The sequence below is a fragment of the Serratia sp. J2 genome (genome assembly GCF_046269175.1).
GTDB classification, from domain to species: domain Bacteria; phylum Pseudomonadota; class Gammaproteobacteria; order Enterobacterales; family Enterobacteriaceae; genus Chania; species Chania fonticola_C.
The window spans coordinates 77,795-103,136 of sequence record NZ_JBKABN010000009.1; the positions used below are offsets into that span (position 1 = coordinate 77,795).

The window sequence follows — 25,342 nt, forward strand, 5'->3', positions numbered from 1 at the left end:
AGTAGCAACATATTGAAACCCATCTTGATAGTGCAACCCTTGCTACACTTATTACAGGCAGCGTTGCCTGGTGAGTGGAGGTGGATATGTCTGATACCGAACTGCTTCAAGTGCTTTTGCAGCGTATAGAGGCATTGGAAGCCCGTGAACAGGCACTCACTGCGGCCTCCAATGCCTACCAGGCAATCATCACCACCCTATTAGGTAATATGGATAAAACAGCGTGCGACAAGGTGATCTCAATGATCGATCAGGCACATGAAATCGCCTATGTACGCGCTGCGCATCGCTGTGACGAACTGCAGAAACGTAAAATCAAGCAGGCGGATGATGTGGCACAGCGTATGTTTATGGTCGCGCAGGGGCAGGGAAGGGCATCACAGTCACGCTGATCCTATAACAGTTTGCGGCGAATAATGCAGGAATTGATCTACCTCAATAAACTGTCATTGTGATAGCTTGGGCTGAGATTGGTGATAGTCACGATGCGCTGAGGCATTAAGGTATAGCGATGGATACGATTAAGAACATCCTGGTTACAGAGATAGAACAGATTAACCGGCGGGAAGGGCGTGACGGCAAGCCGCGTTTCAACAGCGAGTTTGCGCGTACCCACCGTTGGCTGTGTTTTGCCATGTTCGCTGGCTATTTTGCGGTGATCGCGGTGATGTATCCGGTGCCCTATATGGGGCTGTATTCGTTCCTGGGTTTTACTGCCTTTGTGCTGTTTATGTTTGCCATGCTGCTGATTGAAATCAAACCGGTTTACCGTTTTGAGGACATCGGCGTGCTGGATCTGCGAGTTTGTTACAATGGGGAATGGTACTTTACGCGCGCGCTGTCGCCGCAGGCCATCCAGGCACTGTTGAACGAACCTACGGTGAGCCCGGTGTTGAAAACCCGTATGCAGGAAATCATCGCCAACAAGGGCGAGATTGATTTCTATGACGTTTACGATCTGGCCTATGCCAAAAGGTTATCCACCCCGTCAGCACCGCAGGCCTTGCTGAGCTGAATAGGTTGCGCGGGTGTCGATGTTGGTTATAATAGTTGTTGGTTATGAGACTATTCTTAGGAAATAGCGATGAGTGATGATATTTTTGATTTTGACATTGATGATGAATTAGCCAAAGCGGAAAAAAACGCGGCGCAGAAGGCCAGGGAAGTTCCTGAAATTCTTGAGGATGAAGAAGACTGCGAAGGCTGCAAAATCTGATTGAATTGCCAAAAAAACCGCTGCGGCGGTTTTTTTATGCCCACCCGCCAGACATTGCCTCAATCCAGCACAAAACCCCAGATCAACAGCCCAGCCACGGTAACGAGGCATAGTGCAGACACGGTCAGCAGCACTTTTCCCAGTAAATCTTTCTCTTGTTGTTTTTGCATCAGGTTACATCATCCAAGTAGTATTCGATGGACCAAATCGGCGATACCCAAATCCAGTAAGGCAACGCTAAAAGCGATGACGGTCAAGGCTGAAAAGAACTTCGCTTTGCTGCTCAAGATCTTATCCGACGGTTGATGTGCCGCAAACGGCCCACCTCAGCGTTGAGGTGGGCATTAATGACAGTCATTAAGAGTTATCCGGGCCGGATTAGTTCCCGCAACGGCATGGTTAATGGCGTTCAACGGGTTAATCGGTAACGATCTTGACGCCTATTTTGCTGATTTGATTAGCATCCATCTCCGCGATAGTCCAGGTTAAACCATCCCATTCCACCTGATCCCCCACCACGGCTTCTCCCCCGATTAACCGGGTGACGAACTGGCCGAGCGTTTGCTGATCGTCCACGCCCTCTTGCAGATTCAGGCCGTAAACCTGAGAAATATCACTCAGGCGCGCATCGGATTGCAGAATGAAATCACCGAAGAACCGCTCATCCAGCGTAACCGTAGGTGCCTGGCTGAACAGTTTGCCCAACGCAGGCAAATCGTGTTCATGGCCAATAACGCACAGGGTATCGCCTGCCAGCAAGCGGGTGCTGCCACTCGGGTGTAACAGTTCTTTGCCACGGAACAGCGCGGCAATGTGCGTTCCCGGCGGCATCTTGAGTTCGCGCAGCGCTGCGCCGACGCACCAGTTTTCAGCGCTTAGCTGATAGACAAACTGCTCCCATTGGTTTTCCTGGTGAACATCCAGCCCCACGCGCGAGATCGGGGCTAATGCTGGTGGCACCACCACCTTGGCCTTTTTGGCGGCAAAGGACAGCGAAGTACCCTGCAACAGCAGTGAAACCAACACCACAAAGAACGCGACGTTAAAGAACAGATTGGCATTGGGTAGCCCGGCCATCATCGGGAATACCGCCAGGATCACCGGCACCGCGCCGCGCAACCCCACCCAGGAGATAAACATCCGTTCGCGCAGGTTGAAGTTGCGAAACGGCAGCAGGCCGATAAACACCGAAATCGGGCGGGCAAACAGGATCATCCACAGCGAGAGCAGCAGGGCAGGGATGGCGATAGGCAACAGGTCGTGCGGGTTAAGCAACAGCCCGAGCACTAGGAACATGCCGATTTGGCTCAGCCAGGCCAGACCGTCGAAGGTTTGCACAATGCCATGGTAGTTACGGATTGGACGGTTACCCAGCAGCAGGCCGCACAGATAGACCGCCAGAATGCCGCTGCCATCCAGAGCGGTAGTCAGGGCAAAGATCAAGATGCCGCCGCTCACCGCCAGCAGCGGATACAACCCTTCCGCCAGCTTGATGTGGTTGATCAGCGTGATCAGCAACCAGCCTCCGCCCAGACCAATCACTATGCCCATACCAAACTGCTGCAAGAGATGGACGATGAACATCCAGCTCAGCGAGGTTTCGCCAGCGGAAATCATGGCAATCAGGGTGATGGTTAAAAACACCGCCATCGGATCGTTGCTGCCGGACTCAATTTCCAGCGTCGCGCTGACACGCTCGTTCAGCCCTTTGCCACCCAACAGTGAAAACACCGCGGCCGCATCGGTCGATCCAATAATGGCACCGATCAGCAGCCCCTGGATCAAATCGAGGTTAAACAGCCAGGCGGCGGCCAGGCCCGTCAGTCCGGCGGTGATCAGTACGCCGATGGTGGCCAGTGACAATGCTGGCCACAACGCGACACGAAAGGAGCTGACGCGGGTACGCATACCGCCGTCGAGCAGGATCACTGCCAGAGCCAGGTTACTGACCAGATAGGCGGCGGGATAGTTATCAAAGGCGATACCACCAGGGCCGTCAACACCGGCCAGCATGCCTATCGCCAGGAAGATCACCAGAATGGGAATACCCAGGCGTGAAGAGAAAGAACTGAGCAGAATACTTGCTCCCACCAACACGGCACCGATGATGAACAAGCTATTGATCGTGCTGGCATCCAAAATAATGTTCTCCTGCGAGTTGAGCTGAAAGGGGGCGCCAAAGCAAAGACACCGGGTCATAATAGCCTGTTTTTCCTGTGCAACGCCAAGGCTGATTGCCAAAAAATGATGTCATTATGGCTACTTGCCGCAAAATGTGATGAAAAGAGAGGTGAAATGTGGGTCTTGTGGCTTTTGTGCCTATTTATCAGATCATTGAGGACGGTAGCAAACAGGTTATTGATGAAAAACCATTAACCCCCCAGCAGGAGGCTTAATGGTTTGCAGGCGGGAGGTTAGTGATCGAGTGATTGCAGGGCACGCTTGATTAATTCTGCTGCCAGTTTCCTTTCGGCCTCGGAGATCCCGTCCAGGTTGAGGCTGGAAAGCTCGGTTACCAATACGCTACGATCTTTGCCGCTGATGGAGGAATCCAGTGCGGACAGCAGTCTACCCAAGATTTTCAGTAGTGTGGCGTTTTCTGCTACGGTTTCGGTTGCCGCGGTTGGTTTATCGGTCATTAAAAATCCTCTCTGTCGTGACGGAAGGGAAATGTTACCGGCGCACGCGATGGTGATGCGCCATCCCTTAGGGTTCGTGAGCCCAATCGCTACCGTAAGGCAGGGATGTGGATTTTTTCTTATGCACTGTAGTTATAACAACTCACCGCAATATGCTCCAGCACAACTTTGCATCAACGGCTCGCGATAGGTTGAGCAATAGGTGCGCTGAACACCGATCAATTATAGCTAAGCGGGAGCAGCATGCGGCGCTCCTGCGAAAGGGCCACATTGAGGAATGTCATGTTTGCAGGGCGCTGCAAGCAACGCCTTTACAACAGAGGCTAGGCTTTGCCAGAGAACAGAAAGCGTAACAGCGGGATGCGCTTGTGCAGCTCATATAACAGGAAGGCGCAGGCAAAGACGAACACCAGACCCAGCAGGAAACCCAGCAGATTATTATCGATTAGCGGAGTCATGAAGGCCCCGTATATCAGCGTCAGCGGATGGTGAACCAGATAGATAAACAGTGAAGCGTTGACCAGATAGGTAATGCGAGGCGAATGGAAATCGAGCAGCGCATGGCCAAATGCGAACACCACGTTGGCCATCAGAACCCCGAGCACGGCTTTGATCATGATTTCCAGTTCAAACCCGAAGCTGCTGTGCGCCAACAGTTTCTGGTTGAGCATGTAGGCCACGAACAGTAGCAGCGAGCCCAGTACGGCTGGCCATGAGGGCTTGAGGAACACCGCTTTCAGCCATGGATACTTGAAGGCATAGGCACCCGCAATGAAGAACGGCAGGTAGAACAGGGTTTCCATCACCACGAAGTTGAACAGCCCATTAGACAGTAAATGCGGGGCGGTGATTAAAATAATGCGATGAAACACGCAGTATATAAAGGCATACAATAAAAACCACAATGAGATATTGCTGAGATTGGTCATCTTATTTATTGGCTGCGGTGCCATCGGTGTTTTTATCGCTTTAATTTTTTTAAACAGATAAAAACAGGCGCAGGTCAATAAGCATAAGGTTAATAAAAACCACAGATGGGAGACCAACTCCCAAACCGCCACGTTTATTTTTTGATAGGGGGTAAAATCATCCCAGCCGGTTAATTTATCGGTGTAGTTCTTGAGTAAAAAAAACTGTGGCAGGGTAATCAATGGGATAGAGCTCAACAGCGGGATGGCAACCCGCTCCAGGCGTACCTTCAACCAGCGATGGCTGTCATAGCGTTCATACAGCATGTAGGAGAAGTAGCCGGAGATAATGAAGAACACCTGCATGCGAAAGGCGTGAATAAAGTCGTTCAGCACCGTCAGCGAAAACGACGGGGTCGCACTGTTTACCGCCCACGAGTGGCTGGAGTAAATCAGAGAAAGATGAAAAGGAATGCCCAGCAGCATCAAATAGGCCCGGATCGAATCCAGGAAAAACTCGCGCTGGTTAGTGCTGTCAGTCATAGGTTACCGCTGGTGGTTGCATCTGGGGGAGTGTAAACCCGCTTAATAAGTCGGCAATGGGCTAATCGCAAACCTAAACCCTACTATAGCGACCGACATTTTTCCATAGCGTCTTGGAGCCCGGCTTGCTACGCTGCACAACTGCTTAAACTCTAAGCCGTAAACATCAACTCACGTTTATCATGTTGTCGGCGAGCTGAATAATCCATTAATATGGATTTTGAATATTTTGAGCACACGAATAGGGGGGGATGTGCTAGTAAATCTATTATCAAAAAAACCACGCGCCACGAGCGTACGTTGGTTAGGTGCTACCGTTTTGTGCACGTTGTTGAGTTCGCAGGCTTGGGCTTTTTCTATCGACGATGTGGCCAAACAGGCGCAGGATCTGGCAGGAAAAGGCTTTGAAGCCCCGAAGAGCAACCTTCCTTCCCAGTTCCGTGAACTGAAGTTCGCGGACTATCAACAGATCCAGTTCAATCACGACAAAGCCGTGTGGAGTAAGCTGAAAACCCCTTTCAAGCTTGAGTTCTACCATCAAGGGATGTACTTCGACACGCCGGTTATCATCAACGAGGTCACGGCCACCGCCGTCAAAGAGATCAAATACAGCCCGGACTTTTTCGACTTTGGTTCCGTCAAGCACGATCCCGACTCGGTGAAGAAACTCGGTTTCGCCGGGTTTAAAGTGCTCTATCCGGTCAACAGTGCGGATAAGAACGACGAAATCATGAGCATGCTGGGCGCGAGCTATTTCCGCGTAGTGGGTAAAGGGCAGGTTTATGGGCTTTCTGCTCGTGGGCTGGCTATCGATACCGCCTTGCCATCTGGCGAAGAGTTCCCGCGTTTTCGCGAGTTCTGGATCGAACGTCCCAAGCAGGGCGACAAGCATCTGGTGATTTATGCCTTGCTGGATTCTCCACGTGCTACCGGCGCTTACCGTTTTGTGGTTTACCCCGGCCGCGATACCACGGTAGATGTCCAATCCAAAGTGTTCCTGCGCGACAAGGTGGGCAAGTTGGGTATGGCACCGTTAACCAGCATGTTCCTGTTCGGGCCGAGCCAGCCTTCGCCAACGCTGAACTACCGTCCGGCTCTGCATGACTCCAACGGTCTGTCGATCCATGCCGGTAACGGCGAGTGGATCTGGCGTCCTCTGAACAATCCTAAGCACCTGTCGGTCAGCACTTACAGCATCGAAAACCCGAAAGGTTTTGGTCTGTTACAGCGTGGCCGCGATTTCCGCGATTATCAGGATCTGGACGATCGTTACGATCTGCGTCCAAGCGCCTGGGTTGAACCGCGCGGCGATTGGGGCAAGGGCAAGGTTGAGCTGGTAGAGATCCCAACCGCAGATGAAACCAACGATAACATCGTGGCGTTCTGGACGCCGGACGTATTGCCTGATGCAAAAACGCCGTTGGCATTGAACTACCGCCTGTACTTCACCCGCGACGAAGAGAAACTGCATTCACAGGATATCGGCTACGTGGGTAAAACCATGCGTTCAACCGGTGATGTGAAGCAGTCAAACCTGATCCGCGAGCCGGACGGCAGCGTGGCGTTCCTGGTTGACTTCGTCGGCCCGGCATTGAAAGCGCTGGATGCCAATACGCCGGTAGCTTCTCAGATCAGCATTGGTGACAACGGCGAAATGGTGGAAAACAGCGTTCGCTACAATCCGGTCACCAAAGGTTGGCGTTTGACGGTGCGTTTGAAAGTGAAAGACGACAAACAACCGGTAGAAATGCGTGCTGCGCTGGTCAACGGTGACAAGACCTTGACGGAAACCTGGAGCTATCAGCTACCTGCCAATGAATAAGTCTACTGAAACTGCCCAGGAATATCTTGCGGCAATGCCCCTGACCGATGAGCGGTCAGGGGTGCTCAAACAACAAGTAATGGCAGGCGATACCCCGGCACTGGAGGCTTTGCATCGTCAGATGGGAACCTCTGATGCCAATGTTGCGTCTCTGTCTGCAGATGACATCGCCCTGGCCTCGGTCAAGGCGCGTATAAGCCAGGCTTGGCCGGATGCCGTCGATGACGACGATTTTGATTGTGACCCGGAAGGGCGCACCATCCTGAAAGCCACGCCGCCGGTAAAACGTACTACCATGTTCCCCGAAGCCTGGCGCACCAACCCGGTGGGGCGTTTTTGGGATACTCTGCTGGGCCGTAAGACGCATAATCGTCATGCCAGCAAAGAAGAAGCCGAGGCGGAAAACCGCTGGCGTATTGTCGGTTCAATGCGCCGTTACGTGCTGTTAATCCTGATGCTGGTGCAAACCGGCATCGCCACCTGGTACATGAAAACCATCCTGCCTTATCAGGGCTGGGCGCTGATCGATCCTATCGCCATGTTGGATCAGGATCTGATGCAGTCGATGCTGCAAATATTACCTTATCTTTTGCAGACCGGTATTCTGATCCTGTTTGCCATTCTGTTCTGCTGGGTCTCAGCCGGTTTCTGGACGGCGCTGATGGGGTTCCTGCAACTGCTGATTGGCAAAGATAAATACAGCATCTCTTCGACTATCAAAGGCGATGAGCCGATCGATCCAGCGCACCGTACCGCGTTGATCATGCCGATCTGTAACGAAGACGTTGAACGGGTATTTGCCGGGTTGCGGGCAACCTACGAGTCGGTGAAGGCGACCGGTCAGCTTGAGCATTTCGATATCTATGTGCTTAGCGACAGTTACGATCCCGATATCTGCGTCGCTGAACAGAAGGCCTGGATGGAGCTGTGCCGCGATGTTGAGGGGCATGGACGTATCTTCTACCGCCGTCGCCGCCGTCGTGTGAAACGTAAAAGCGGCAACATCGACGACTTCTGCCGTCGTTGGGGCGGTGAGTACAGCTACATGGTGATCCTGGATGCGGACAGCGTGATGAGCGGCGAGTGCCTCACCGGCCTGGTGCGCTTGATGGAAGCTAACCCGAACGCCGGTATCATCCAGTCTGCGCCAAAAGCCTCGGGTATGGATACGTTGTATGCCCGTGTGCAGCAGTTCGCCACGCGCCTTTATGGCCCGCTGTTCACCGCTGGTCTGCACTTCTGGCAGTTGGGCGAATCCCATTACTGGGGTCATAACGCCATCATCCGGGTGAAACCCTTTATCGAGCACTGTGCTTTAGCGCCGTTGCCGGGTGAGGGCTCGTTTGCCGGTTCCATCCTCTCCCATGACTTTGTGGAAGCCGCATTGATGCGTCGTGCTGGCTGGGGCGTGTGGATTGCCTACGATCTGCCGGGCAGTTATGAAGAGTTACCGCCTAACCTGTTGGACGAGCTGAAACGTGACCGCCGCTGGTGTCATGGTAACCTGATGAACTTCCGCCTGTTCCTGGTAAAAGGTATGCACCCGGTACACCGTGCGGTGTTCCTGACCGGGGTAATGTCCTACCTGTCGGCACCGTTGTGGTTTATGTTCCTGGCGCTGTCCACCGCGTTGCAGATAGTGCATACGCTGGTGGAACCGCAATACTTCCTGCAACCCCGGCAGTTGTTCCCGGTGTGGCCACAGTGGAAGCCAGAACTGGCTATTGCGCTGTTCTCCACCACCATGGTACTGCTGTTTTTACCGAAGTTGCTGAGCATCGTGCTGGTCTGGGCGAAAGGCTCGAAGCAGTATGGCGGGCCGATCCGGTTGCTGATTTCCATGCTGATGGAAGTGATGTTCTCAGTGCTGTTGGCGCCGGTGCGCATGCTGTTCCATACCGTGTTTGTGGTCAGCGCGTTCCTGGGCTGGGAAGTGGTGTGGAACTCGCCGCAGCGTGATGATGATGACACCCCTTGGGGCGAAGCCTTCAAGCGTCACGGTTCGCAAATGCTGCTGGGTCTGGTTTGGGGCGGCGGTATGGCATTGCTGGATCTGAACTTCCTGTGGTGGCTGTCACCGATCGTCTTCTCGCTGATCCTGTCACCGTTTGTTTCGGCGCTGTCGAGCCGCGCTACGCTCGGCCTCAAGAGCAAGCGAGCCAAGCTGTTCCTGATCCCGGAAGAGTACGATCCGCCGCGTGAACTGGTTGCCACAGACACCTATCTGCAACTTAATCGCCAGCGTGCCTTGCGCAACGGCTTTATGCATGCGGCGGTGGACCCGTCCTACAACGCCTTGGCTGCCGCGCTGGCAACGGCTCGTCACCATCTGCGTACCATTATCGATCGGGCGCGGGAAGAGCGGGTGAACGAGGCGCTGGAAGTCGGGCCAGAGAAGTTGGCAAAAGCCAAACGCCTTGAGCTGTTAAGCGATCCTGTGGCGTTGTCACGCCTGCATCAGCGTATTTGGCTGCTGCCGCAGGGCGAAGCCTGGCGCGAGCATTATCGGCAGTTACCGCATAATGAACTGGCTCACCCCGTCGGCCAACGCTGACGGTTAGCGTTAATTACAGGGGGAATGCGCGCTGCGTGTTCCCCTTTTTCGTTGCAATCTCAAAAAAGGCTTGGTTGTTGAAAATGGCTTCACTAGTCCGTCTGGCACTGTTGGCCGCTATGACGACGGCATTATCTGGCTGCGGTAGCATTATCAGCCGCACGGTACCTGGCGCAGGCCATGGGCACCAATATTATCCAGGGGTGCAGTGGGATTTGCGTGATACTCCCTGGCGCAGTGTTATGGTGATTGATGTACCGCTCTCGCTGGTGGTGGATACCTTTATGCTGCCGTTTGATGCGCAGCACGGGCCTTACGAATAGGTTTTAGCCTCTGGTTGCGAAGACCACCAACTGATAGCTTTGGCTGTTACAGTGGAAAGAGGTCAACGCCGTCATCCCCAGCCCAGCGACATGGGCGGCCAGCGAATGCGGGTTGTCCTTACTAACAAACAGCGCGCCAACGTCAAAATCCTGCTGAGTTTGCGCTTTCACCGCGGCAAACAACTGGCGTAGCACGCCTTTTCCCCGCCATTCGGCACTCAGGCATACCGGGCCGTATAGAAATACCCGCTGTTGATCCAACGCCTGGTCTTGAAAGCGTTGCGTGGCCAACGTGTGCAGCATGGCATCCACGACCGGCGGTCGGGGTTGGGCGTTGGTTGGCATCAGGCAGACAAACCCAGCCAACTGCTCATCCTCAATGGCGATAAGAATACCCAGGCCGTTATTGATGCTTGCCAGCTGTTTTTCGTTCATCTGCGAGACGATAAAACCCTGTTGCCGCTGCTGGGCGTTGAGGTTCTCTGGGGTGTTTTGCGCCTGTAGAGCCAGAATTGCGGGATAATCACCGGGAACCGCTTGCCTGATGAGCATGATACCTGCCTGTGTTAAGGGGAGAATGTAGCAGCATGCAATGTGTAGCCAGGGTCGTCAAGGCGAGGGTGGGCAACCAGGCGCCCACCCAACGGGCTCAACGTTCATCCCATTCGTCGGCAGCGCTCTGGCCTTCTTCGGTATCCAGCGGCGGATCGAGCTGAAAATCCCCTTCCTCCCACTCATGCAGCGTATTTTCGTTGATCCACTCGGCGCGGATCTCAATCTCGTCGTAGTCACCGTCAAAAATGGCCTGGGCGGCAGCGCCGCTGCGCATCGTCATGCATTCGACAGACTCGCCTTCTTCTTCGAAAAACTCGGCCTGCCACATCGTGTCGCCATCCAACATGATGTATTTTTGCAGGTTAAACTGTTGAGGTACCGGCGGCTCATCATCGCCGCCTTCCGCCGTTTCGATAAACTCTTCGCGAGCGGCTTCGATCGCTTCTTCCAGCGTGGCATACAGGCTCATGCTCATCTCCTTTTTCAATCATCTTGGGGGGACACCAGCATTAATTGTTGTCGCATCGCCGCAGGATGCAAATTTTTTGTTGTCCGTTTTGCGACGATAGTTGTCCATCAGCCGGGAGACGCCGGGCTACGGGCAGGAAATAATGGCTACACCCTTTGGTCTGTAGGAGAATCAGGATGTTAGCCAACCCAGCAAGCAAGTACCGGCCATTCCCGGCCATCGATTTACCCGATCGTCAGTGGCCGGGGCGCACCCAGCAGCAGGCACCGCGCTGGTGTTCCAGCGATCTGCGTGACGGCAATCAGGCGTTGGCCGAACCGATGGATAACGCTCGCAAGCTACAGTTCTATCAACTGTTACTGGCCTGCGGGTTCAAGGAAATCGAGGTGGCATTTCCTTCCGCATCGCAAACCGACTTTGATTTCGTGCGGCACTTGATAGAGCAACAGCTGATCCCGGATGATGTCTCAATCCAGGTGCTGACGCAGTCGCGCGACGATCTGATCGACCGCACGATGGAGTCGTTACAAGGGGCTCCACGTGCCATAGTGCATCTGTATAACGCCACCGCCCCGATGTTTCGCGATATCGTTTTCAAGCAGGACAAGGCCGCTACCGTGGCGCTGGCGGTGAATGGCGCACGCCGTATTCGCCAATGGTGCGATCGGCATCCGGAAACTGATTGGTGCTTTGAGTATTCGCCAGAGACCTTCTGCTTTACCGAGCTGGAGTTTGCCCTGCAAATCTGTGAGGCGGTGGCAGACGTGTGGCAACCTGAACGCCAGCGGCCCATGATTATCAACCTGCCGGCCACCGTGGAGATGAGTACCCCGAACATTTATGCTGACCAGATCGAATGGTTCTGTCGCCACTTCAGCCAGCGGAAACAGGTGACCATCAGCGTGCATCCGCATAACGATCGTGGTACCGGTGTCGCTTGCGCCGAGTTGGCCATGCTGGCGGGGGCTGACCGAGTGGAAGGCTGCCTGTTTGGCAACGGCGAACGCACGGGCAATGTCGATTTGGTGACGTTAGCGCTCAATTTGTACACCCAGGGCATCGCGCCAGAGCTGGACTTCAGCCGGTTGAAAGAAGTGGTTGAAGTGGTGGAACAGTGCAACCAGTTACCGGTGCATCCGCGCCATCCTTATGCCGGGGAGTTGGTGTTTACCGCGTTCTCGGGCTCGCATCAGGACGCCATCAAGAAAGGTTTCGCCGCCCAGCAGCAGCGTGAAGATGGGTTATGGCAGGTGCCTTATCTGCCGCTCGACCCGGCAGACGTGGGATGCAGCTATGAGGCGGTGATCCGCGTTAACAGCCAGTCTGGCAAGAGCGGAGCGGCCTGGCTGCTGGAGCAGAATCATGGATTGCGCTTGCCGCGTGGCTTGCAGATTGACTTCAGCAAAGTGGTGCAACAGGCCACGGATGAAAGCGGCAAGGAAATGACGGTGGCGGAGATCTGGCGGCTGTTCCGCAACAGCTATGGATTGGTGGAACAGCCGCGTTTGCAACTGCTTAGCTATCAAACGCAAAGCCAGGGTGGGGCGGCTTACAGCTTTACGGCGCAGGTAGCTCTGGCAGGAGAACCAATGCAGCTGCAAGGTAGCGGGAACGGGCTGTTGTCCAGCGCGGTAGATGCGCTCTGCCAACGCTTTGGCCTGGTGCTGGCTATCGACGACTACCATGAACATACCCTGGGCCATCAGAGCCATAGCCGGGCAGTAACCTATATCCGTTGTACGCCAGCAAAAGGGGAGGCAATTTACGGAGTTGGGATTGACGCCGACTCGGCCAGCGCCTCGCTCCAGGCTCTGTTCAACGTGGCTGGCCGCTGTTTGCCGTGATCGCAGGCTGAGCCTGGGCAAAATAGGTGCTGGGGGAAACGCCAAGCAGGCGGCGGAACATGGCGCTAAACGCGCTGGGGCTGTCATAACCCAGATCCAAAGCCACCTCCAGCACCGACCTTCCGGCAGCCAGGGCGTTGAGTGCTGCCAGCAGGCGGGCACGACGCACCCAGTCGCTAAAGCGTAGGCCAGTCTCACGTTGGAAGCGACGGGACAGCGTACGGCCACTGACGTTGATGTGCTGCGCCGCCAGTTCCAACTCCCAAGGCTGTGCCAAAGATTGCTGAATGTGCTGGCACAGGGCCAACAAGACGCCATCGCGTGGCTCGGGCAGGTGTAGAGGCAGGATCGGCAGCATACGTAACTCATCGAGGATCAGTTCCATAATGCGCTCTTCGCGTCCGCCGGGCCGATAGCCTGGCTGAATATCCATCGCGCTGATAATCAGTTCACGTAACAAGGGAGAAATCTGCACGACCTGGCACTGAGCAGGCAAATCGGCACGGGCCAGGGGATCGACGAACAGCGTGCGTGCTGCTACGTTACCGCTAAAACGCAGGTTATGTTCCACTTTGGCCGGTAACCAGACGCCACGGCCTGGGGGAACAACCCAACTGCCTACACGCGTATTCACCTGTACTACGCCGCTAAGGCCATGGATCAGTTGGGCGCAGTTGTGGCAGTGATCAGGTTCGCTATCACCATCCTGATAGTCCTTTGAAAATGGCACGATAGACTGATTTTCTGGGAGAAAATCGACGTTAAACAGCATTGTTTCTCCTCTGGAGCCTGATGACGTGTTTGTTGCAGCATGCCATGTCTTGCCGCTACCGCAAAGCGCATTTCCTGTACGCCGTTTTGCCATGAAACAGCTTAGGCTAACTGTTTGCCAACGGGAGGAAATATGGAACTTGCCAACGCGGTATTACGCATTGCCCGGCCCACCGACCATTTGGCCGCGATTGCCAACATGTATTGCCAGGGCCTGGGGTTTGAACAACTGGGTGAGTTTGAAGATCACCAGGGGTTCGATGGCATTATGCTTGGTCATCCGCACCATGCCTATCATCTGGAGTTCACTCATCACCGCGGTGTACTGGTGGGGCGCGCACCTACGCAAGACAACCTGTTGGTATTTTATGTGCCGGAGGTTGCAAGTTGGCAGAGAGGGTGCGATCGGCTGATAGCCAGTGGCTTTAAGCGCGTGCAGGCATACAACCCTTATTGGGATGTGCATGGGCAAACGTTTGAAGATTTGGATGGCTATCGCGTGGTGTTGCAAGCACGTGCCTGGCAGACATAAAAAAAGCCAGCGAAGAACGCTGGCTTAAGGCTGAATACTCAGTATCTATCAGGCGTGCGTGACCGGTTTATCACCGCTTTTACCCTGGGTATTTTCCAGCATGCGACGGATCGGGACGATCAGCAGGATAAGCACGGCGGCACAGATCACCAGCGCAATAGAGCAGCGGGCGAACAGGGTTGGCAGCATGTCCAACTGATCCGCTTTCACGTGGCCACCGATCAAGCCGGCAGCCAGGTTGCCCAGCGCGCTGGCACAGAACCACAGGCCCATCATCTGGCCACGCATTCTGTCCGGTGCCAGCAGCGTCATGGTTGCCAGGCCAATCGGGCTCAGGCAAAGCTCACCCAGCGTCAGCATCAGGATGCTGCCCACCAGCCACATCGGTGACACGCCAGCGCCGCCATTGCCCAACACCTGTTGCGCGGCCAGCATCATCAGGCCAAAACCTGCGGCGGCAAACAGAATACCGATCACGAATTTGGTGATGCTGCTCAGGCGGATTTTGTTACGAGCCAGAGCCGGCCAGGCCCAACTGAAGATTGGCGCCAACAGGATAATGAACAATGCGTTAATCGATTGGAACCATACCGCCGGGATCTCGAAGTCGCCGATCATGCGGTTGGTGTAATCGTTAGCGAACAGGTTGAACGAGGTCGGTTTCTGTTCGAAGGCCGACCAGAAGAAGGCGGCAGAAATCAGCAGGATAAAACAGACCAGCAGACGCGCACGCTCTTTGCGGCTCAGGCCAGCAAAGAAGAACAGATAGATAAAGTACAGCGTGACCGAGGCGGCGATGACGTAAACCAGCATACTGGCAACGGCGACCGGGTTAATCACGATGATGCCTTGGGAGATCATAATCACGATTGCGGCAACGCCCACGGCTAGCGCAATCAGCCAGCCACCCACGCCATTTTTCTTGGCAATCGGGCTATTCCAGGTTGAGTCCAGGCCTACTTCGCTGTCATAGCGCTTCATGGCCGGTACGGCAAACACCCGGAAGATCACTAAAGCTACCAACATCCCGATACCACCGATGCCGAAGCCCCAGTGCCAACCGTGTGAACGGATCAGCCAGCCGGAAATCAGCGGGGCAATAAAGGAGCCCATGTTGATGCCCATGTAGAACAGCGAGAAGCCACCGTCACGGCGCGCATCGCCTTTCTTGTACAGGGTTCCAACCATCACCGAAATACAGGTTTTGAACAGGCCGGAACCGAGCACGATAAACATCAGGCCGACGAAGAACAGGTCGTTGCCCATAATAGCGGACAGGGCAATTGACAGGTGGCCCAGAGCGATCAGGATTGAACCATACCAAACGGCTTTTTGCTGGCCGAGCCAGTTATCGGCTAACCAGCCACCCGGCAGTGCCGCCAGGTACATACTGCCAGCAAAGATACCGACGATCGCCGAGGCGTTTTCGCGCGCCAACCCCATCCCGCCGTCATAAACCGTAGCGGCCATAAACAGGATCAGTAACGGACGAATGCCATAAAACGAGAAACGCTCCCACATTTCAGTGAAGAACAGGGAGCCGAGGGGATATGGATGGCCGAGGAACGTCCGGCTTTCTTTCTGATTAACAGAGGATTGCATAAAGTCTTCCCAATATAATGTGCTGCGCGCTGGCAGCAGATACTGTGGTATGTCTGTGTCTGTAAGTGAGGAAATCCCGCTGAGGCGGATTACCTGACAAAACCTCAGCCGCAGTGCCTATTAAGCTTGAAAACCCTGCAGGCTATTTTATTCACTTGGTCAGAATGTTACTTCTGGCGTGATATTATTTAACCATTTGATAACTGAATGGTGGTTTTGTCTAGTACCTGTATCCCATTTTTTAGACGAAAAGTCGACAAACATCTACTTTATTGGTTTTTATGTTGGCTGTGGCGTTATTTCCATTGACAGGTGGTTTATTGCTCTGTTTGTAATTTTTTTGTCTAAAAACAAGGTGTTAATAATATTATTCTTAGAGGTTGGGGCCGGGTTACAGCGGGAGGGTAACAACAATAAAAGTAAGGGAAATGGGGCTTGGGTAATATTTATCACAACAACTGGCGATAAATAGCGCTATTACTCTTCTTGTAACGTGTCTTCACGCATTCTCGCTGGCCGCCGTTGCAGACACCACCAGGAATAGAACGCGTTAAATAGCACCACCAGCGCCGTCATGCAGAATACCGCGCGGAATCCGTAGCTGGCAGAGACGGCTGCGCCGAGCAGTGGGCCGCTAACGTTGCCGATATCCCGGAAAGATTGGTTATAGCTGAATATTCGCCCGGCAACCTGATTGGTACAGTTGTAGATCAGTAAGGTTTGTACCGCAGGCAGCAGTGCGCCATCGGCAGCGCCGAGCAGGAAACGCAATACGCCGAGTTGCCAGGGGGTCTGGACAAAGGCCATAGGGATCAGCAACAGCACGGAAATCACCAGCATAAACACCAGAATCCGCTCCGGGCCGATCCTGTCGCCCAACTTGCCCAGCCGTGGCGCACTCATCAAGGCAGCAACGCCGGGTACCGAGGCGATCAAACCACTGACAAACGCCAGGTTGCTGATGTTGCCCGCCAGTTCACGCACGTAAAGCGTGAGGATTGGGGCAATCGAGCCAGTGGCGATCTGGATGATCATGGTGGTGACAAACAGGCTGAGGATCAGCTTGGGGCTTTTGAGCGAGGCGAAGACCTGGCGCGCATGCAACATGTCTTTTTTCTGCACCGGAGTGAACTGTTCCCGCACGCAGAACAGCGTCAGCAGGAAACAGATAAACAGCACCGTAGCGGTGATGAAGAACACGGGGCGCAGGCCATATTGGTCAGCCAGCAAACCGCCAATCAATGGGCCAATCAGGGCACCACTGACGCCGCCGGTCGATAGGGTGCCCAGTGCCCAGCCGCTGCGATGGCGCGGCACCTGGGTAGCAATCAGCGCATTGGCGTTGGGAATAAAGCCGCCGAGCAGCCCTAGCACCGCGCGCAGTGCCAGAAACTGCCAGATGTTTTGCGCCATGCCCATCAGCACCATCACAATGCCCATTCCTAGCGCAGAACGCAGCAACATCAGCTTACGCCCACGGCGATCGGCCAGGCTGCCCCAGAACGGTGAGGCAATGGCGGAGAACAGGAAGGTGATACTGAACACCAATCCGGACCACATATTCAGCGACTGATGGCCGGTAACGCCAAGAGCTTCAACGTACAGCGGCAGGAACGGCATGATCAGGCTAAAGGCCGCACCGGTCAGAAAGCAGCCTAGCCAGGTGATGAACAGGTTACGTTGCCAATTGATAGGTTCTGCTGCCGGGGCCATAGGTTTCCGTGCGGGATAGGGGAGCCTGGCGATCGCGCAAGGCAAAAAAAAGTTAGCCTGGTAAGTATGCACTTAATAACGCAGGTTATCAATTGAGCAACTGTGTGATTTTGAGTAAAAATGAAATAAAGTTTTAAAACGGGGAATGACAATTATTCCCGCGCAGAATAACGCGGGAACGGGGGCTCAGGCGCCGACCAAGGCTTCGAATCCGGCGCTGGTGGTAGTGAGGGCGACGTTTGTCACCTCATAATTGGCCACGGCGATGAAGGGATCTTCCGCCAGGATGGCATCCAGCGTGGAACGTTCCATATCTTTTACCAGGATCACGCCGCCGGTACGCGGATTCTTTCGGCCAGAGGCAATAAAGCTGCCAGCTTGAAAATAGCGCTTCAACCAGGCGATATGCCCTTCAAGATGGCTTTCTACTTCTTCAATCGGGCGGTGGTAGGTCAGGCTGACGATATACATAGAAGCTCCTGTTGCTGGAAAAGTGACAATATCATGTGGGCCATCCTGGCCCGTGGTGATTAATAGAGAGAGGGCTCACCTTCTGGGCGGGTCTTGAAGCGGCGGTGCAGCCACATATATTGATCCGGTGCCATCAGGATCTCTTTTTCTACCACTTTGTTCATAAAGGCCGCAGCCTCGACTTCGTTATCCAGCGGGAAGTTCTCCACCGCTGGCTGCATGATGAGTTCGTACCCTTTCCCTTCTGGCAGGCGGCGAGGCGTAAAGGGAATGATCGCCGGTTTCCCCATGCGCACCAACACATAGCTGCCTGTGGTGGTCGCTGCTTTTTCCACTGCAAACAGCGGAGCAAACACGCTGCTGCGCGGGCCGTAGTCATGATCCGGTGCGTACCAGATGATCTCTCCTTGTTTCAGGGCGCGGATCATCCCTTTGACGTCTTTACGATCCAGCATGGATTTGTTTGAACGCATACGGCCCCAGGTCTGTAGCCAATCCATCAGCTTGTTGTCGTGTGGACGGTAGACGCCTATCCCTGGATTGTGGATACCGAAGATGCGCGCACCCAACTCCAGAGTCAGGAAGTGCAGGCCGATCAGTAGCACTCCTTGATGATTGTCCCGTGCCTTTTGAATGTGCTCCAGACCGCTGACGCTGAACCAGCGCTCAATGCGCCAGTTGGGCCAGAACCAGGCCATGCCGGTTTCAAACAGCCCCATCCCCACGGATTCGAAGTTCTTGACTATCAACGCATCACGTTCGGCTCTTGGCATATCCGGAAAGCACAGTTCCAGGTTACGCTCGGTTATCGCTCGCCGGCGTTTGAGGAAACGCATTGAAAAGCGACCCAACCCGGTCCCCAAACGATAAATCATTGGGTATGGCAACAGGACCAGCAGGTAGAGTAAGGCAATGCCAAACCAGGTAAGCCAGTAGCGCGGATGCAGTAAAGATCGATTGAAAGAAGGAACTTGCGTCATGGGTTCTCAGCTTAGAAGCAGTCATTTAACAGTAATAACAGATAAAATGCATAGATACGTCGAGTTGGTGGTCGCCAGCAGCACTTTTGGTGACAACGGGTTGCTAGAACGACTCAGTCTATGCGATGGTTTTCTGCCGCTTATAATAGCGTATTGTGGCATTTTTCTTTTGTAACAGGAAAACTCACCGCATTAAAACACCCTTTTTTGGCCAAAATCAGGCGTGGGCGCTGGTTTTTTCGCCAAATCCAGTGAGGATCGACCTATAAATCAGACGGCGTTTTATGCGTTCATTGATTCAGGAGGTAACTATGTTGGCATCATGGTTAAGTGTTGGACTGCTGGTGATGGGGGGGCTGCTTGGTTGCCTAGGGGCATATTTGCAGTACAACCCTTTGCTGGCCGTAGCGGGAACCGGACTGCTGTCTGGGGCGATTATCTCTGGGGCTACGGAATGGTCAAGCGGGCGCTAAACACCCGCTTGAGGTCGTTTTAATGGTCTTTGAACAAACCTTTTACCCGATGCGGTTCTGAGCGCCAATACTGTGGCGGAGCCTGCACTTGGGCCCCCAGTTTTGCGGCCGCGTGCCATGGCCAACGAGGGTTATAGAGAATACCGCGCGCTAGCGCGACCATATCGGCCTGACCGGTGGCGACGATCGCTTCCGCTTGCTCTGGTTCGGTGATCAACCCCACGGCGATGGTTGGCATCCCCACTTTATGTTTGATGGTTTCGGCAAACGGCACCTGATAGTTCGGCCCCACCGGGATTTTTTGCTGTGGTGACAGGCCGCCGCTGGAAATATGAATATAATCGCAGCCCAACTCCTTTAAAGCGCTGGCCAGTTCAACAGATTGTTGTTCGTCCCAGCCTCCTTCAACCCAGTCACTGGCGGAGATCCTCACGCCAAGCGCTTTGTTGGCCGGGAATACCGCCCGCACCTCGCTAAAAATCTCCAGCAACAATCGCATACGATTTTGCAGGCACCCACCATATTGATCGGTGCGATGATTGGCCAGTGGCGAAAGGAACTGGTGCAACAGGTAACCATGTGCCCCGTGCAGTTCGATCAGCTCGAAGCCGAGACGGTCGGCACGCCGTGCCGCTGCAACAAACTGTGCCTTCAGCTGCTCAATTTGCTCCAGGCTCATAGCCTGTGGAGTCTCATCCAGAGGGTTAAAGGGCTGGGTAGAGGCAGAGAGCGTTTGCCAACCACCCTCACTCCTGGTCAGTTGGGCACCGCCATGCCAGGGAAGGGCGCAAGAAGCTTTGCGGCCAGCATGCCCCAGTTGGATCCCCAAAGGCATGGTGGCGTGTTTTTTTACCGCCTGAACCACGTCGGCAAGTGCCTGTTCGGTATCGTCGTCCCACAGGCCCAGATCTCCCGGAGAAATACGTCCTTCCGGTGAAACCGCAGTGGCTTCCACAATCAGCAAACCTGCCCCGGAAAGGGACAGATGGCCGAGGTGCATCGTATGCCATTCGGTGGCTTTGCCGTTGTCGGCAGAGTACTGGCACATGGGGGCGATAATGATGCGGTTAGGCAACCGCAGTAGCCCCAGGGTGATCGGAGTAAACAGCTGGCTCATAATTTCCTCATGGTCCGTCAAAATTCGTTGCTACAACTTGCACTAGGCTTATCGGTATTTGCCAATAACGTCAAGCTTTGTGCGGAAATGATTGCCGCCGGGTTAATGCTGTGTTGCAGCCTATTTTCGGGTATGATGTGCGCCGCGCGCGGGCTAACGGCCCGTGGGCACTCAATCAGTCACCTCCCGAAAGACAGGAAAGTACACCATGCCAGTGTTACATAACCGAATTTCTAATGAGGAACTGAAGGCGCGTATGCTGGCCGAAACCGAGCCACGCACCACAGTTTCTTTTTATAAATATTTCACCATTGACGACCCAAAGGCATTTCGCGATAGCCTGTATATTCAGTTCGATAAACTGAAGGTGTTTGGCCGTATCTACGTGGCCAAAGAGGGCATCAATGCGCAGATCAGCGTGCCACAGAGTCATTTTGACGCGTTCAAAACCGTGCTGTTTGCTTCGCACCCGGCGCTGGATCAAGTGCGCCTGAATATTGCGCTGGAAGACGACGGCAAATCCTTCTGGGTACTGCGCCTGAAAGTGCGTGAACGTATTGTGGCCGACGGTATTGAAGATGAAACCTTCAATCCTGCCAATGTGGGTGAGTACCTGCAGGCCGATCGTGTTAACCAGATGATCGACGATCCGAATACGGTGTTTGTTGATATGCGCAACCATTATGAGTACGAGGTTGGGCACTTTGAGAAGGCGATCGAAGTGCCTTCCGACACGTTCCGCGATCAGCTACCGATGGCAGTGGAAATGCTACAGGAGCAGAAAGACAAGAATATTGTCATGTACTGTACCGGTGGGATCCGTTGTGAGAAAGCCAGCGCCTATATGCTGCATAATGGCTTCAAAAACGTCTATCACGTGGAAGGCGGTATTATCGAATATGCCCGCCAGGCGAAGGCGCAAGGGTTGCCATTGAAGTTCATCGGCAAGAACTTTGTGTTTGACGAGCGCATGGGGGAACGTATCTCAGAGGACGTGATTGCCAACTGCCATCAGTGCGGTGCGCCATGTGATACTCACACCAACTGCCTGAACGACGGCTGCCATCTGCTGTTTATCCAGTGCCCAAGCTGTGCCGAGAAGTTTGCTGGCTGTTGCAGCGAGACCTGCCGTGAAGAACTGAAACTACCGCGTGAAGAACAGCGAGCCCGCCGGGCTGGCCGCGAGAATGGCGTAAAAATCTTCAATAAGTCCAAAGGGCTGTTGCAAACCACCATGCATATCCCAGAACCGAAAGAGTAGGGTGTTGCTCATAGGATAGAAATAGGGCGCTGAAATTCAGCGCCCTTGTTGTATAAAGAATGTATTACTTCTCGCGAACGCCTTCGACCGAGATGATCAGCTCAACTTCCTGAGAGGCTGGGCCTAGGTCGGTGGTGATGCCAAAGTCTTTCAGCTTGATTTTACCGTTGGCTTCGAAACCGGCGCGGTAACCGCCCCAAGGATCCTTACCTTCGCCGACCAGTTTGGCTGCCAGCGTGACTGGCTTGGTCACGCCATTCAACGTCAGGTTGCCGACTACGGCATAACCTTCACCGTCTTTTTTCACCTCGGTAGAGGTAAAGGTGGCCTGCTTGTTCTTTTCAACGTTCAAGAATTCGGCGCTGCGCAGGTGTTTGTCACGCTCGGCGTGGTTGGTGTCTACGCTGGCGGTGTTGATGGTTACGTTGACTTTATCGTTAGCCGGGTCTTTTTCATCGAAGGTAAAGCCACCGTCAAAATCTTTGAAAGAACCATAAATCCAGCTGTAACCCAGGTGCTGGATGCGGAATTCGATAAAGGCGTGCTGGCCTTGTTTGTCGATTTTATAATTGGCAGCCAGGGCGGAACCGGCGTTTAACAGCAGAGCGCCCGCGGCCAGGCCTAATACGGTTTTCTTCAACATAGCAATATCTCCATAAATCCAAAGGGTTAATCGGTGCTGCGACCCAGCATCCGTTTCAAAGTAACATCACCATCAATAAAGTGATGTTTAAGCGCAGCAAGGGCGTGCAGTACCGAAAGCACGACGACGGCCCAAGCCAGATAAAGATGGATAGTCCCGGCGGTATCGGCCTGCTGTGGCAAACCGGTCACGCTGGCCGGTACGTCAAACCAGCCAAATACGCTGATTGCCTGACCGTCGGCGGTCGAGATCAGGTAGCCACTGATCAGGATGGCGAATAGCACGGTGTAAAGCGCGATATGGGCGAGTACCGCACTGATATGCGTAAGACGGCTATAACTGGCCAGGGGCTTGGGCGGCGGCGAGATAAAGCGCCAAACCACTCGTACCACCATTACGATAAACAGCAGCGTGCCAATACTTTTGTGGATCTCCGGCGCCTGGTGATACCAAACGTCGTAGTAACCCAGCGTCACCATCCATAATCCGAGGGCAAACATGCCGTAAACGGTCAGTGCCACCAGCCAGTGGATCAGCACAGAAACGTGACCAAAGCGGTCGGCGGTATTTTTCCAGAGCATCAGTTTTCCTTACAAATCTCATTTACCGACAGCAATACTTAAACTTTAAGAAATATAAATCAATAATAAATTTAACTAAGTTACTGCATAAAAATATTAATCAGTAGATTTGTTTGAGTTGTGGCGAGTTGGTCAAAGGAATCGTTGGAGAGGGCGCTTTTCTGGCAATGCTGGAGAAACTCTGGCCAATTGAAATCTATCGACTTTATTCTTAATTGTCAGCTTTTGTCATTTTTCGTAAATACCACCAGAAACCTTGGCAAATAATTGAAAAACGACTAACGCCGATTATTTGTTCGCCTTATCTACCAGGATTAATTTAATTCCTTCAGCAACTTGAGGGTAATATGCCTGCGACAGCAAGGAATAATTTGCTAACATGTATTTATCGACGGCTCTGGCGGGCCTGTATCACACAAGGAAATTTCATGGGCATACCCGAGTTTAATGACCGCAAGTTACGTCTGATCATGATGCTGGCCATGCTGGTGGTGATCCTGGCTGGCATAAAGGCGGCGGCAGATATTGTGGTGCCATTCCTGCTGGCGGTGTTCTTGGCCATCGTGTTAAACCCGCTGGTGCTGCTACTGGAACGCTTTCGTGTGCCTAGAGCGCTGGGGGTGACGCTATTGGTGATTGCCATCGTCGTGCTGTTGCTGACCTTGATCGGTATGCTGGGTGCTTCATTAAATGAGTTTGCTCGCTCATTGCCGCAGTATCGGGGCGTGATGCTGGAGAAGCTGAGTGAACTGCAATACCAGGCGCAGCGCTTCAATCTGGATATTAACTTCTCGGCAGAAGCGGTGGTCAAATACGTCGATCCTGGTGCCACCATGAACCTGGTGACCCGCCTGCTGGGGCACCTTTCCGGGGCGATGACCAGCATCTTCCTGTTATTGATGACGGTAGTCTTTATGCTGTTTGAGGTGAAGGTATTGCCCTTTAAGCTGCAGCAGGCGCTGGATAATCCCACCGAAGGGATGGCCACTATCCGCCGGGCCTTGCAAGGGGTTACACACTATCTGGTGATCAAGACCGCCATCAGCCTGGCAACTGGCCTGATCGTCTGGGGCTTTCTGAGCTGGGTTGGCGTTCGTTTTGCCTTTATCTGGGGCATGATGGCGTTCATGTTCAACTATGTGCCCAATATTGGTTCGATCATTGCCGCTATTCCGCCGCTGATCCAGGCTTTGCTGTTTAACGGCTTTGCCGATGCGGCCGTGGTGGCTGCGGGCTATATTCTGATCAACCTGATCATCGGTAATATGCTGGAGCCGCGGATCATGGGCCGTGGGCTGGGGCTTTCTACGCTGGTGGTGTTCCTTTCCCTGATCTTCTGGGGCTGGCTGATGGGGCCCGTGGGGATGCTGCTTTCGGTCCCCTTGACCATTATCGCGCGCATCACGTTGGAAACCATGGATGGAGGACGCAAGGTGGCAATGCTCCTCGGTGATGGGCGCGAGATAAACGAAATTACGCCGAAATGAGGCTTAAACGACGGCCTGCAGTGCTAACGAAGCCGAACCCACCTGTTTAAAGGTGGTGGGTTCTGGCGGATAGAAATAGCGCAGTATGTTATACAGTGAATAAAATTCCAGCCGGTTACGCACGTTGATTTTCTCGGTGATATGGCGCTTGTGCACGTACACCGTATGGGAGCTGATCTGTAATTTCTTGGCGATGCGGTAATTCGGCATTTCGGACATCCAATAGCGCATTACCGTCAATTCTTGCGGGCTGAAAAGCGAATGAGCCTCTTGATCCTTCATTAGCTCACTGGGGATTTTACTTAGCGTTTTTAGCGCAATGGGTAACACGGCTTTGTTGAATAAAAAAGTATTGCTGGCGATGCGCAGCGGGCTTTCACTATAGGGATAAGGAGCATCAAGGTAAATATGTACCGTTGCACGCCAGGCCGCCGTGATAAACGCTGAAAGCAGTTGATTATCTGTTGTACAGCGGCAGTAGTTGGTTAGATTCACCAAAATATGGCTGGGTTTGAAACTGGCCAGTAGAGGGAGCGCGGTGTCGATGTCTGGGCAGCATTTTACTGACGCAAACACGTTGTCAGTAAAGTGGCTGGCGATCCCAATACGAGTGAAACAGCATTCGTCTACAACGAGTAGTTTCATGGTGACGTCCTTGTTGAAGATACAAAACGGGCTAGAGCCTAATTATGTAAAATAGGCCTTACCCGGCAGTAGGATCAATTCGGAAATCCAGTGGCTATAGGAAGATATTTCCGTCCATAGCCTATTTTTCAGTAATATCAGTATGTTGTCGTATTTCTATCGCTGTGGTTTTCCCCTGCCGCTGGCCAGAGCG

General features: G+C 53.6%; 25 protein-coding genes. 11 read left to right on the forward strand and 14 right to left on the reverse strand.

Going from position 1 to position 25,342, the window contains the following annotated elements; all coding sequences use genetic code 11:
• Window positions 1-86: 86 nt before the first annotated feature.
• The 3 genes from ACKWMY_RS11700 (at window position 87) to ACKWMY_RS11710 (ending at window position 1,216) form a co-directional block, all read left to right on the forward strand.
• A complete protein-coding gene (locus ACKWMY_RS11700) occupies window positions 87-392 on the forward strand; it encodes a hypothetical protein (protein ID WP_065685119.1) in 306 nt (101 codons plus the stop codon).
• Window positions 393-511: 119 nt separating this feature from the next.
• Window positions 512-1,015, forward strand: coding sequence for a YlaC family protein (locus ACKWMY_RS11705; protein WP_409486331.1), 504 nt, complete (start codon window positions 512-514; stop codon window positions 1,013-1,015).
• 69 nt (window positions 1,016-1,084) lie between these two features.
• Window positions 1,085-1,216 carry a hypothetical protein gene (locus tag ACKWMY_RS11710; RefSeq protein ID WP_021178340.1) on the forward strand — a complete coding sequence of 44 codons (132 nt, stop codon included), beginning with the start codon at window positions 1,085-1,087 and terminating at the stop codon, window positions 1,214-1,216.
• Between the two features lie 417 nt (window positions 1,217-1,633).
• Here ACKWMY_RS11710 and ACKWMY_RS11715 read toward each other — a convergent pair whose 3' ends face one another.
• The 3 genes from ACKWMY_RS11715 to mdoC form a co-directional block, all read right to left on the reverse strand.
• Entirely contained in the window at window positions 1,634-3,355 is a 1,722-nt protein-coding gene (locus ACKWMY_RS11715) for a potassium/proton antiporter (protein WP_024528517.1), read from the reverse strand.
• Window positions 3,356-3,630: 275 nt separating this feature from the next.
• Complete coding sequence (locus tag ACKWMY_RS11720; RefSeq protein WP_024528518.1) at window positions 3,631-3,855, reverse strand: hypothetical protein; 225 nt, start codon at window positions 3,853-3,855, stop codon at window positions 3,631-3,633.
• 323 nt (window positions 3,856-4,178) lie between these two features.
• Entirely contained in the window at window positions 4,179-5,306 is a 1,128-nt protein-coding gene (gene mdoC, locus ACKWMY_RS11725; RefSeq protein WP_199063128.1) for a glucans biosynthesis protein MdoC, read from the reverse strand.
• Window positions 5,307-5,559: 253 nt separating this feature from the next.
• Between mdoC and ACKWMY_RS11730 the strand changes: the two genes are divergently transcribed.
• The 3 genes from ACKWMY_RS11730 to ACKWMY_RS11740 all read left to right on the forward strand — a co-directional run bounded on the left by ACKWMY_RS11730 (window position 5,560) and on the right by ACKWMY_RS11740 (window position 10,005).
• Window positions 5,560-7,128, forward strand: coding sequence for a glucan biosynthesis protein G (locus ACKWMY_RS11730; RefSeq protein ID WP_024528520.1), 1,569 nt, complete (start codon window positions 5,560-5,562; stop codon window positions 7,126-7,128).
• Window positions 7,121-9,682, forward strand: coding sequence for a glucans biosynthesis glucosyltransferase MdoH (mdoH, locus tag ACKWMY_RS11735; RefSeq protein ID WP_199063129.1), 2,562 nt, complete (start codon window positions 7,121-7,123; stop codon window positions 9,680-9,682). The genes ACKWMY_RS11730 and mdoH overlap by 8 nt, the downstream gene beginning before the upstream one ends.
• 83 nt (window positions 9,683-9,765) lie before the next feature.
• Window positions 9,766-10,005, forward strand: a complete 240-nt coding sequence (locus ACKWMY_RS11740) for a YceK/YidQ family lipoprotein (RefSeq protein ID WP_029711076.1) — start codon at window positions 9,766-9,768, stop codon at window positions 10,003-10,005.
• Between the two features lie 3 nt (window positions 10,006-10,008).
• On the opposite strand, the gene ACKWMY_RS11745 is transcribed toward ACKWMY_RS11740, so the two are convergent.
• Together ACKWMY_RS11745 and ACKWMY_RS11750 are read right to left on the reverse strand one after the other, a co-directional pair.
• On the reverse strand, window positions 10,009-10,557 hold the full coding sequence (locus ACKWMY_RS11745) for an N-acetyltransferase (protein ID WP_309047566.1): 549 nt from the start codon (window positions 10,555-10,557) through the stop codon (window positions 10,009-10,011).
• 97 nt (window positions 10,558-10,654) lie between these two features.
• A complete protein-coding gene (locus ACKWMY_RS11750; protein ID WP_024485685.1) occupies window positions 10,655-11,029 on the reverse strand; it encodes a MysB family protein in 375 nt (124 codons plus the stop codon).
• A 176-nt stretch (window positions 11,030-11,205) separates the two neighbouring features.
• Between ACKWMY_RS11750 and leuA the strand changes: the two genes are divergently transcribed.
• Window positions 11,206-12,873 carry a 2-isopropylmalate synthase gene (gene leuA, locus ACKWMY_RS11755; protein ID WP_308869992.1) on the forward strand — a complete coding sequence of 556 codons (1,668 nt, stop codon included), beginning with the start codon at window positions 11,206-11,208 and terminating at the stop codon, window positions 12,871-12,873.
• Here leuA and ACKWMY_RS11760 read toward each other — a convergent pair.
• Complete coding sequence (locus tag ACKWMY_RS11760) at window positions 12,845-13,645, reverse strand: AraC family transcriptional regulator (RefSeq protein WP_074031311.1); 801 nt, start codon at window positions 13,643-13,645, stop codon at window positions 12,845-12,847. The genes leuA and ACKWMY_RS11760 overlap by 29 nt on opposite strands.
• Window positions 13,646-13,777: 132 nt before the next feature.
• Between ACKWMY_RS11760 and ACKWMY_RS11765 the strand changes: the two genes are divergently transcribed.
• Window positions 13,778-14,176 carry a VOC family protein gene (locus ACKWMY_RS11765; protein WP_074031312.1) on the forward strand — a complete coding sequence of 133 codons (399 nt, stop codon included), beginning with the start codon at window positions 13,778-13,780 and terminating at the stop codon, window positions 14,174-14,176.
• Window positions 14,177-14,224: 48 nt separating this feature from the next.
• Here the strand turns inward: ACKWMY_RS11765 and ACKWMY_RS11770 are convergent, their stop codons facing one another.
• From ACKWMY_RS11770 to ACKWMY_RS11785, 4 genes are all read right to left on the reverse strand, one after another.
• Entirely contained in the window at window positions 14,225-15,778 is a 1,554-nt protein-coding gene (locus tag ACKWMY_RS11770; RefSeq protein ID WP_024528527.1) for a peptide MFS transporter, read from the reverse strand.
• 477 nt (window positions 15,779-16,255) lie between these two features.
• Complete coding sequence (mdtG, locus tag ACKWMY_RS11775) at window positions 16,256-17,491, reverse strand: multidrug efflux MFS transporter MdtG (protein WP_024528528.1); 1,236 nt, start codon at window positions 17,489-17,491, stop codon at window positions 16,256-16,258.
• A 186-nt stretch (window positions 17,492-17,677) separates the two neighbouring features.
• On the reverse strand, window positions 17,678-17,962 hold the full coding sequence (locus ACKWMY_RS11780) for a YciI family protein (protein ID WP_024528529.1): 285 nt from the start codon (window positions 17,960-17,962) through the stop codon (window positions 17,678-17,680).
• 59 nt (window positions 17,963-18,021) lie between these two features.
• Window positions 18,022-18,942 (reverse strand): Kdo(2)-lipid IV(A) acyltransferase, encoded by a 921-nt coding sequence (locus ACKWMY_RS11785; RefSeq protein ID WP_199063134.1) that lies wholly within the window; start codon window positions 18,940-18,942, stop codon window positions 18,022-18,024.
• Between the two features lie 311 nt (window positions 18,943-19,253).
• Between ACKWMY_RS11785 and ACKWMY_RS11790 the strand changes: the two genes are divergently transcribed.
• Complete coding sequence (locus tag ACKWMY_RS11790; protein WP_409486332.1) at window positions 19,254-19,415, forward strand: histidine kinase; 162 nt, start codon at window positions 19,254-19,256, stop codon at window positions 19,413-19,415.
• Between the two features lie 19 nt (window positions 19,416-19,434).
• Here ACKWMY_RS11790 and ACKWMY_RS11795 read toward each other — a convergent pair whose 3' ends face one another.
• A complete protein-coding gene (locus ACKWMY_RS11795) occupies window positions 19,435-20,532 on the reverse strand; it encodes an NADH:flavin oxidoreductase/NADH oxidase (RefSeq protein WP_024528531.1) in 1,098 nt (365 codons plus the stop codon).
• Between the two features lie 208 nt (window positions 20,533-20,740).
• Here ACKWMY_RS11795 and ACKWMY_RS11800 point away from each other — a divergent pair, with 208 nt between their 5' ends.
• Window positions 20,741-21,793 carry a rhodanese-related sulfurtransferase gene (locus ACKWMY_RS11800; RefSeq protein ID WP_024528532.1) on the forward strand — a complete coding sequence of 351 codons (1,053 nt, stop codon included), beginning with the start codon at window positions 20,741-20,743 and terminating at the stop codon, window positions 21,791-21,793.
• Between the two features lie 64 nt (window positions 21,794-21,857).
• On the opposite strand, the gene ACKWMY_RS11805 is transcribed toward ACKWMY_RS11800, so the two are convergent.
• On the reverse strand, window positions 21,858-22,436 hold the full coding sequence (locus tag ACKWMY_RS11805; RefSeq protein ID WP_024528533.1) for a YceI family protein: 579 nt from the start codon (window positions 22,434-22,436) through the stop codon (window positions 21,858-21,860).
• A gap of 26 nt (window positions 22,437-22,462) precedes the next feature.
• Entirely contained in the window at window positions 22,463-23,017 is a 555-nt protein-coding gene (locus ACKWMY_RS11810) for a cytochrome b (RefSeq protein ID WP_021804727.1), read from the reverse strand.
• Between the two features lie 428 nt (window positions 23,018-23,445).
• On the opposite strand from ACKWMY_RS11810, the gene ACKWMY_RS11815 reads away from it, so the two are divergent.
• A complete protein-coding gene (locus tag ACKWMY_RS11815; protein ID WP_074031316.1) occupies window positions 23,446-24,504 on the forward strand; it encodes an AI-2E family transporter in 1,059 nt (352 codons plus the stop codon).
• A 3-nt stretch (window positions 24,505-24,507) separates the two neighbouring features.
• Here ACKWMY_RS11815 and ACKWMY_RS11820 read toward each other — a convergent pair whose 3' ends face one another.
• Window positions 24,508-25,149, reverse strand: a complete 642-nt coding sequence (locus ACKWMY_RS11820; RefSeq protein WP_074031317.1) for a helix-turn-helix transcriptional regulator — start codon at window positions 25,147-25,149, stop codon at window positions 24,508-24,510.
• Window positions 25,150-25,342: the final 193 nt, after the last annotated feature.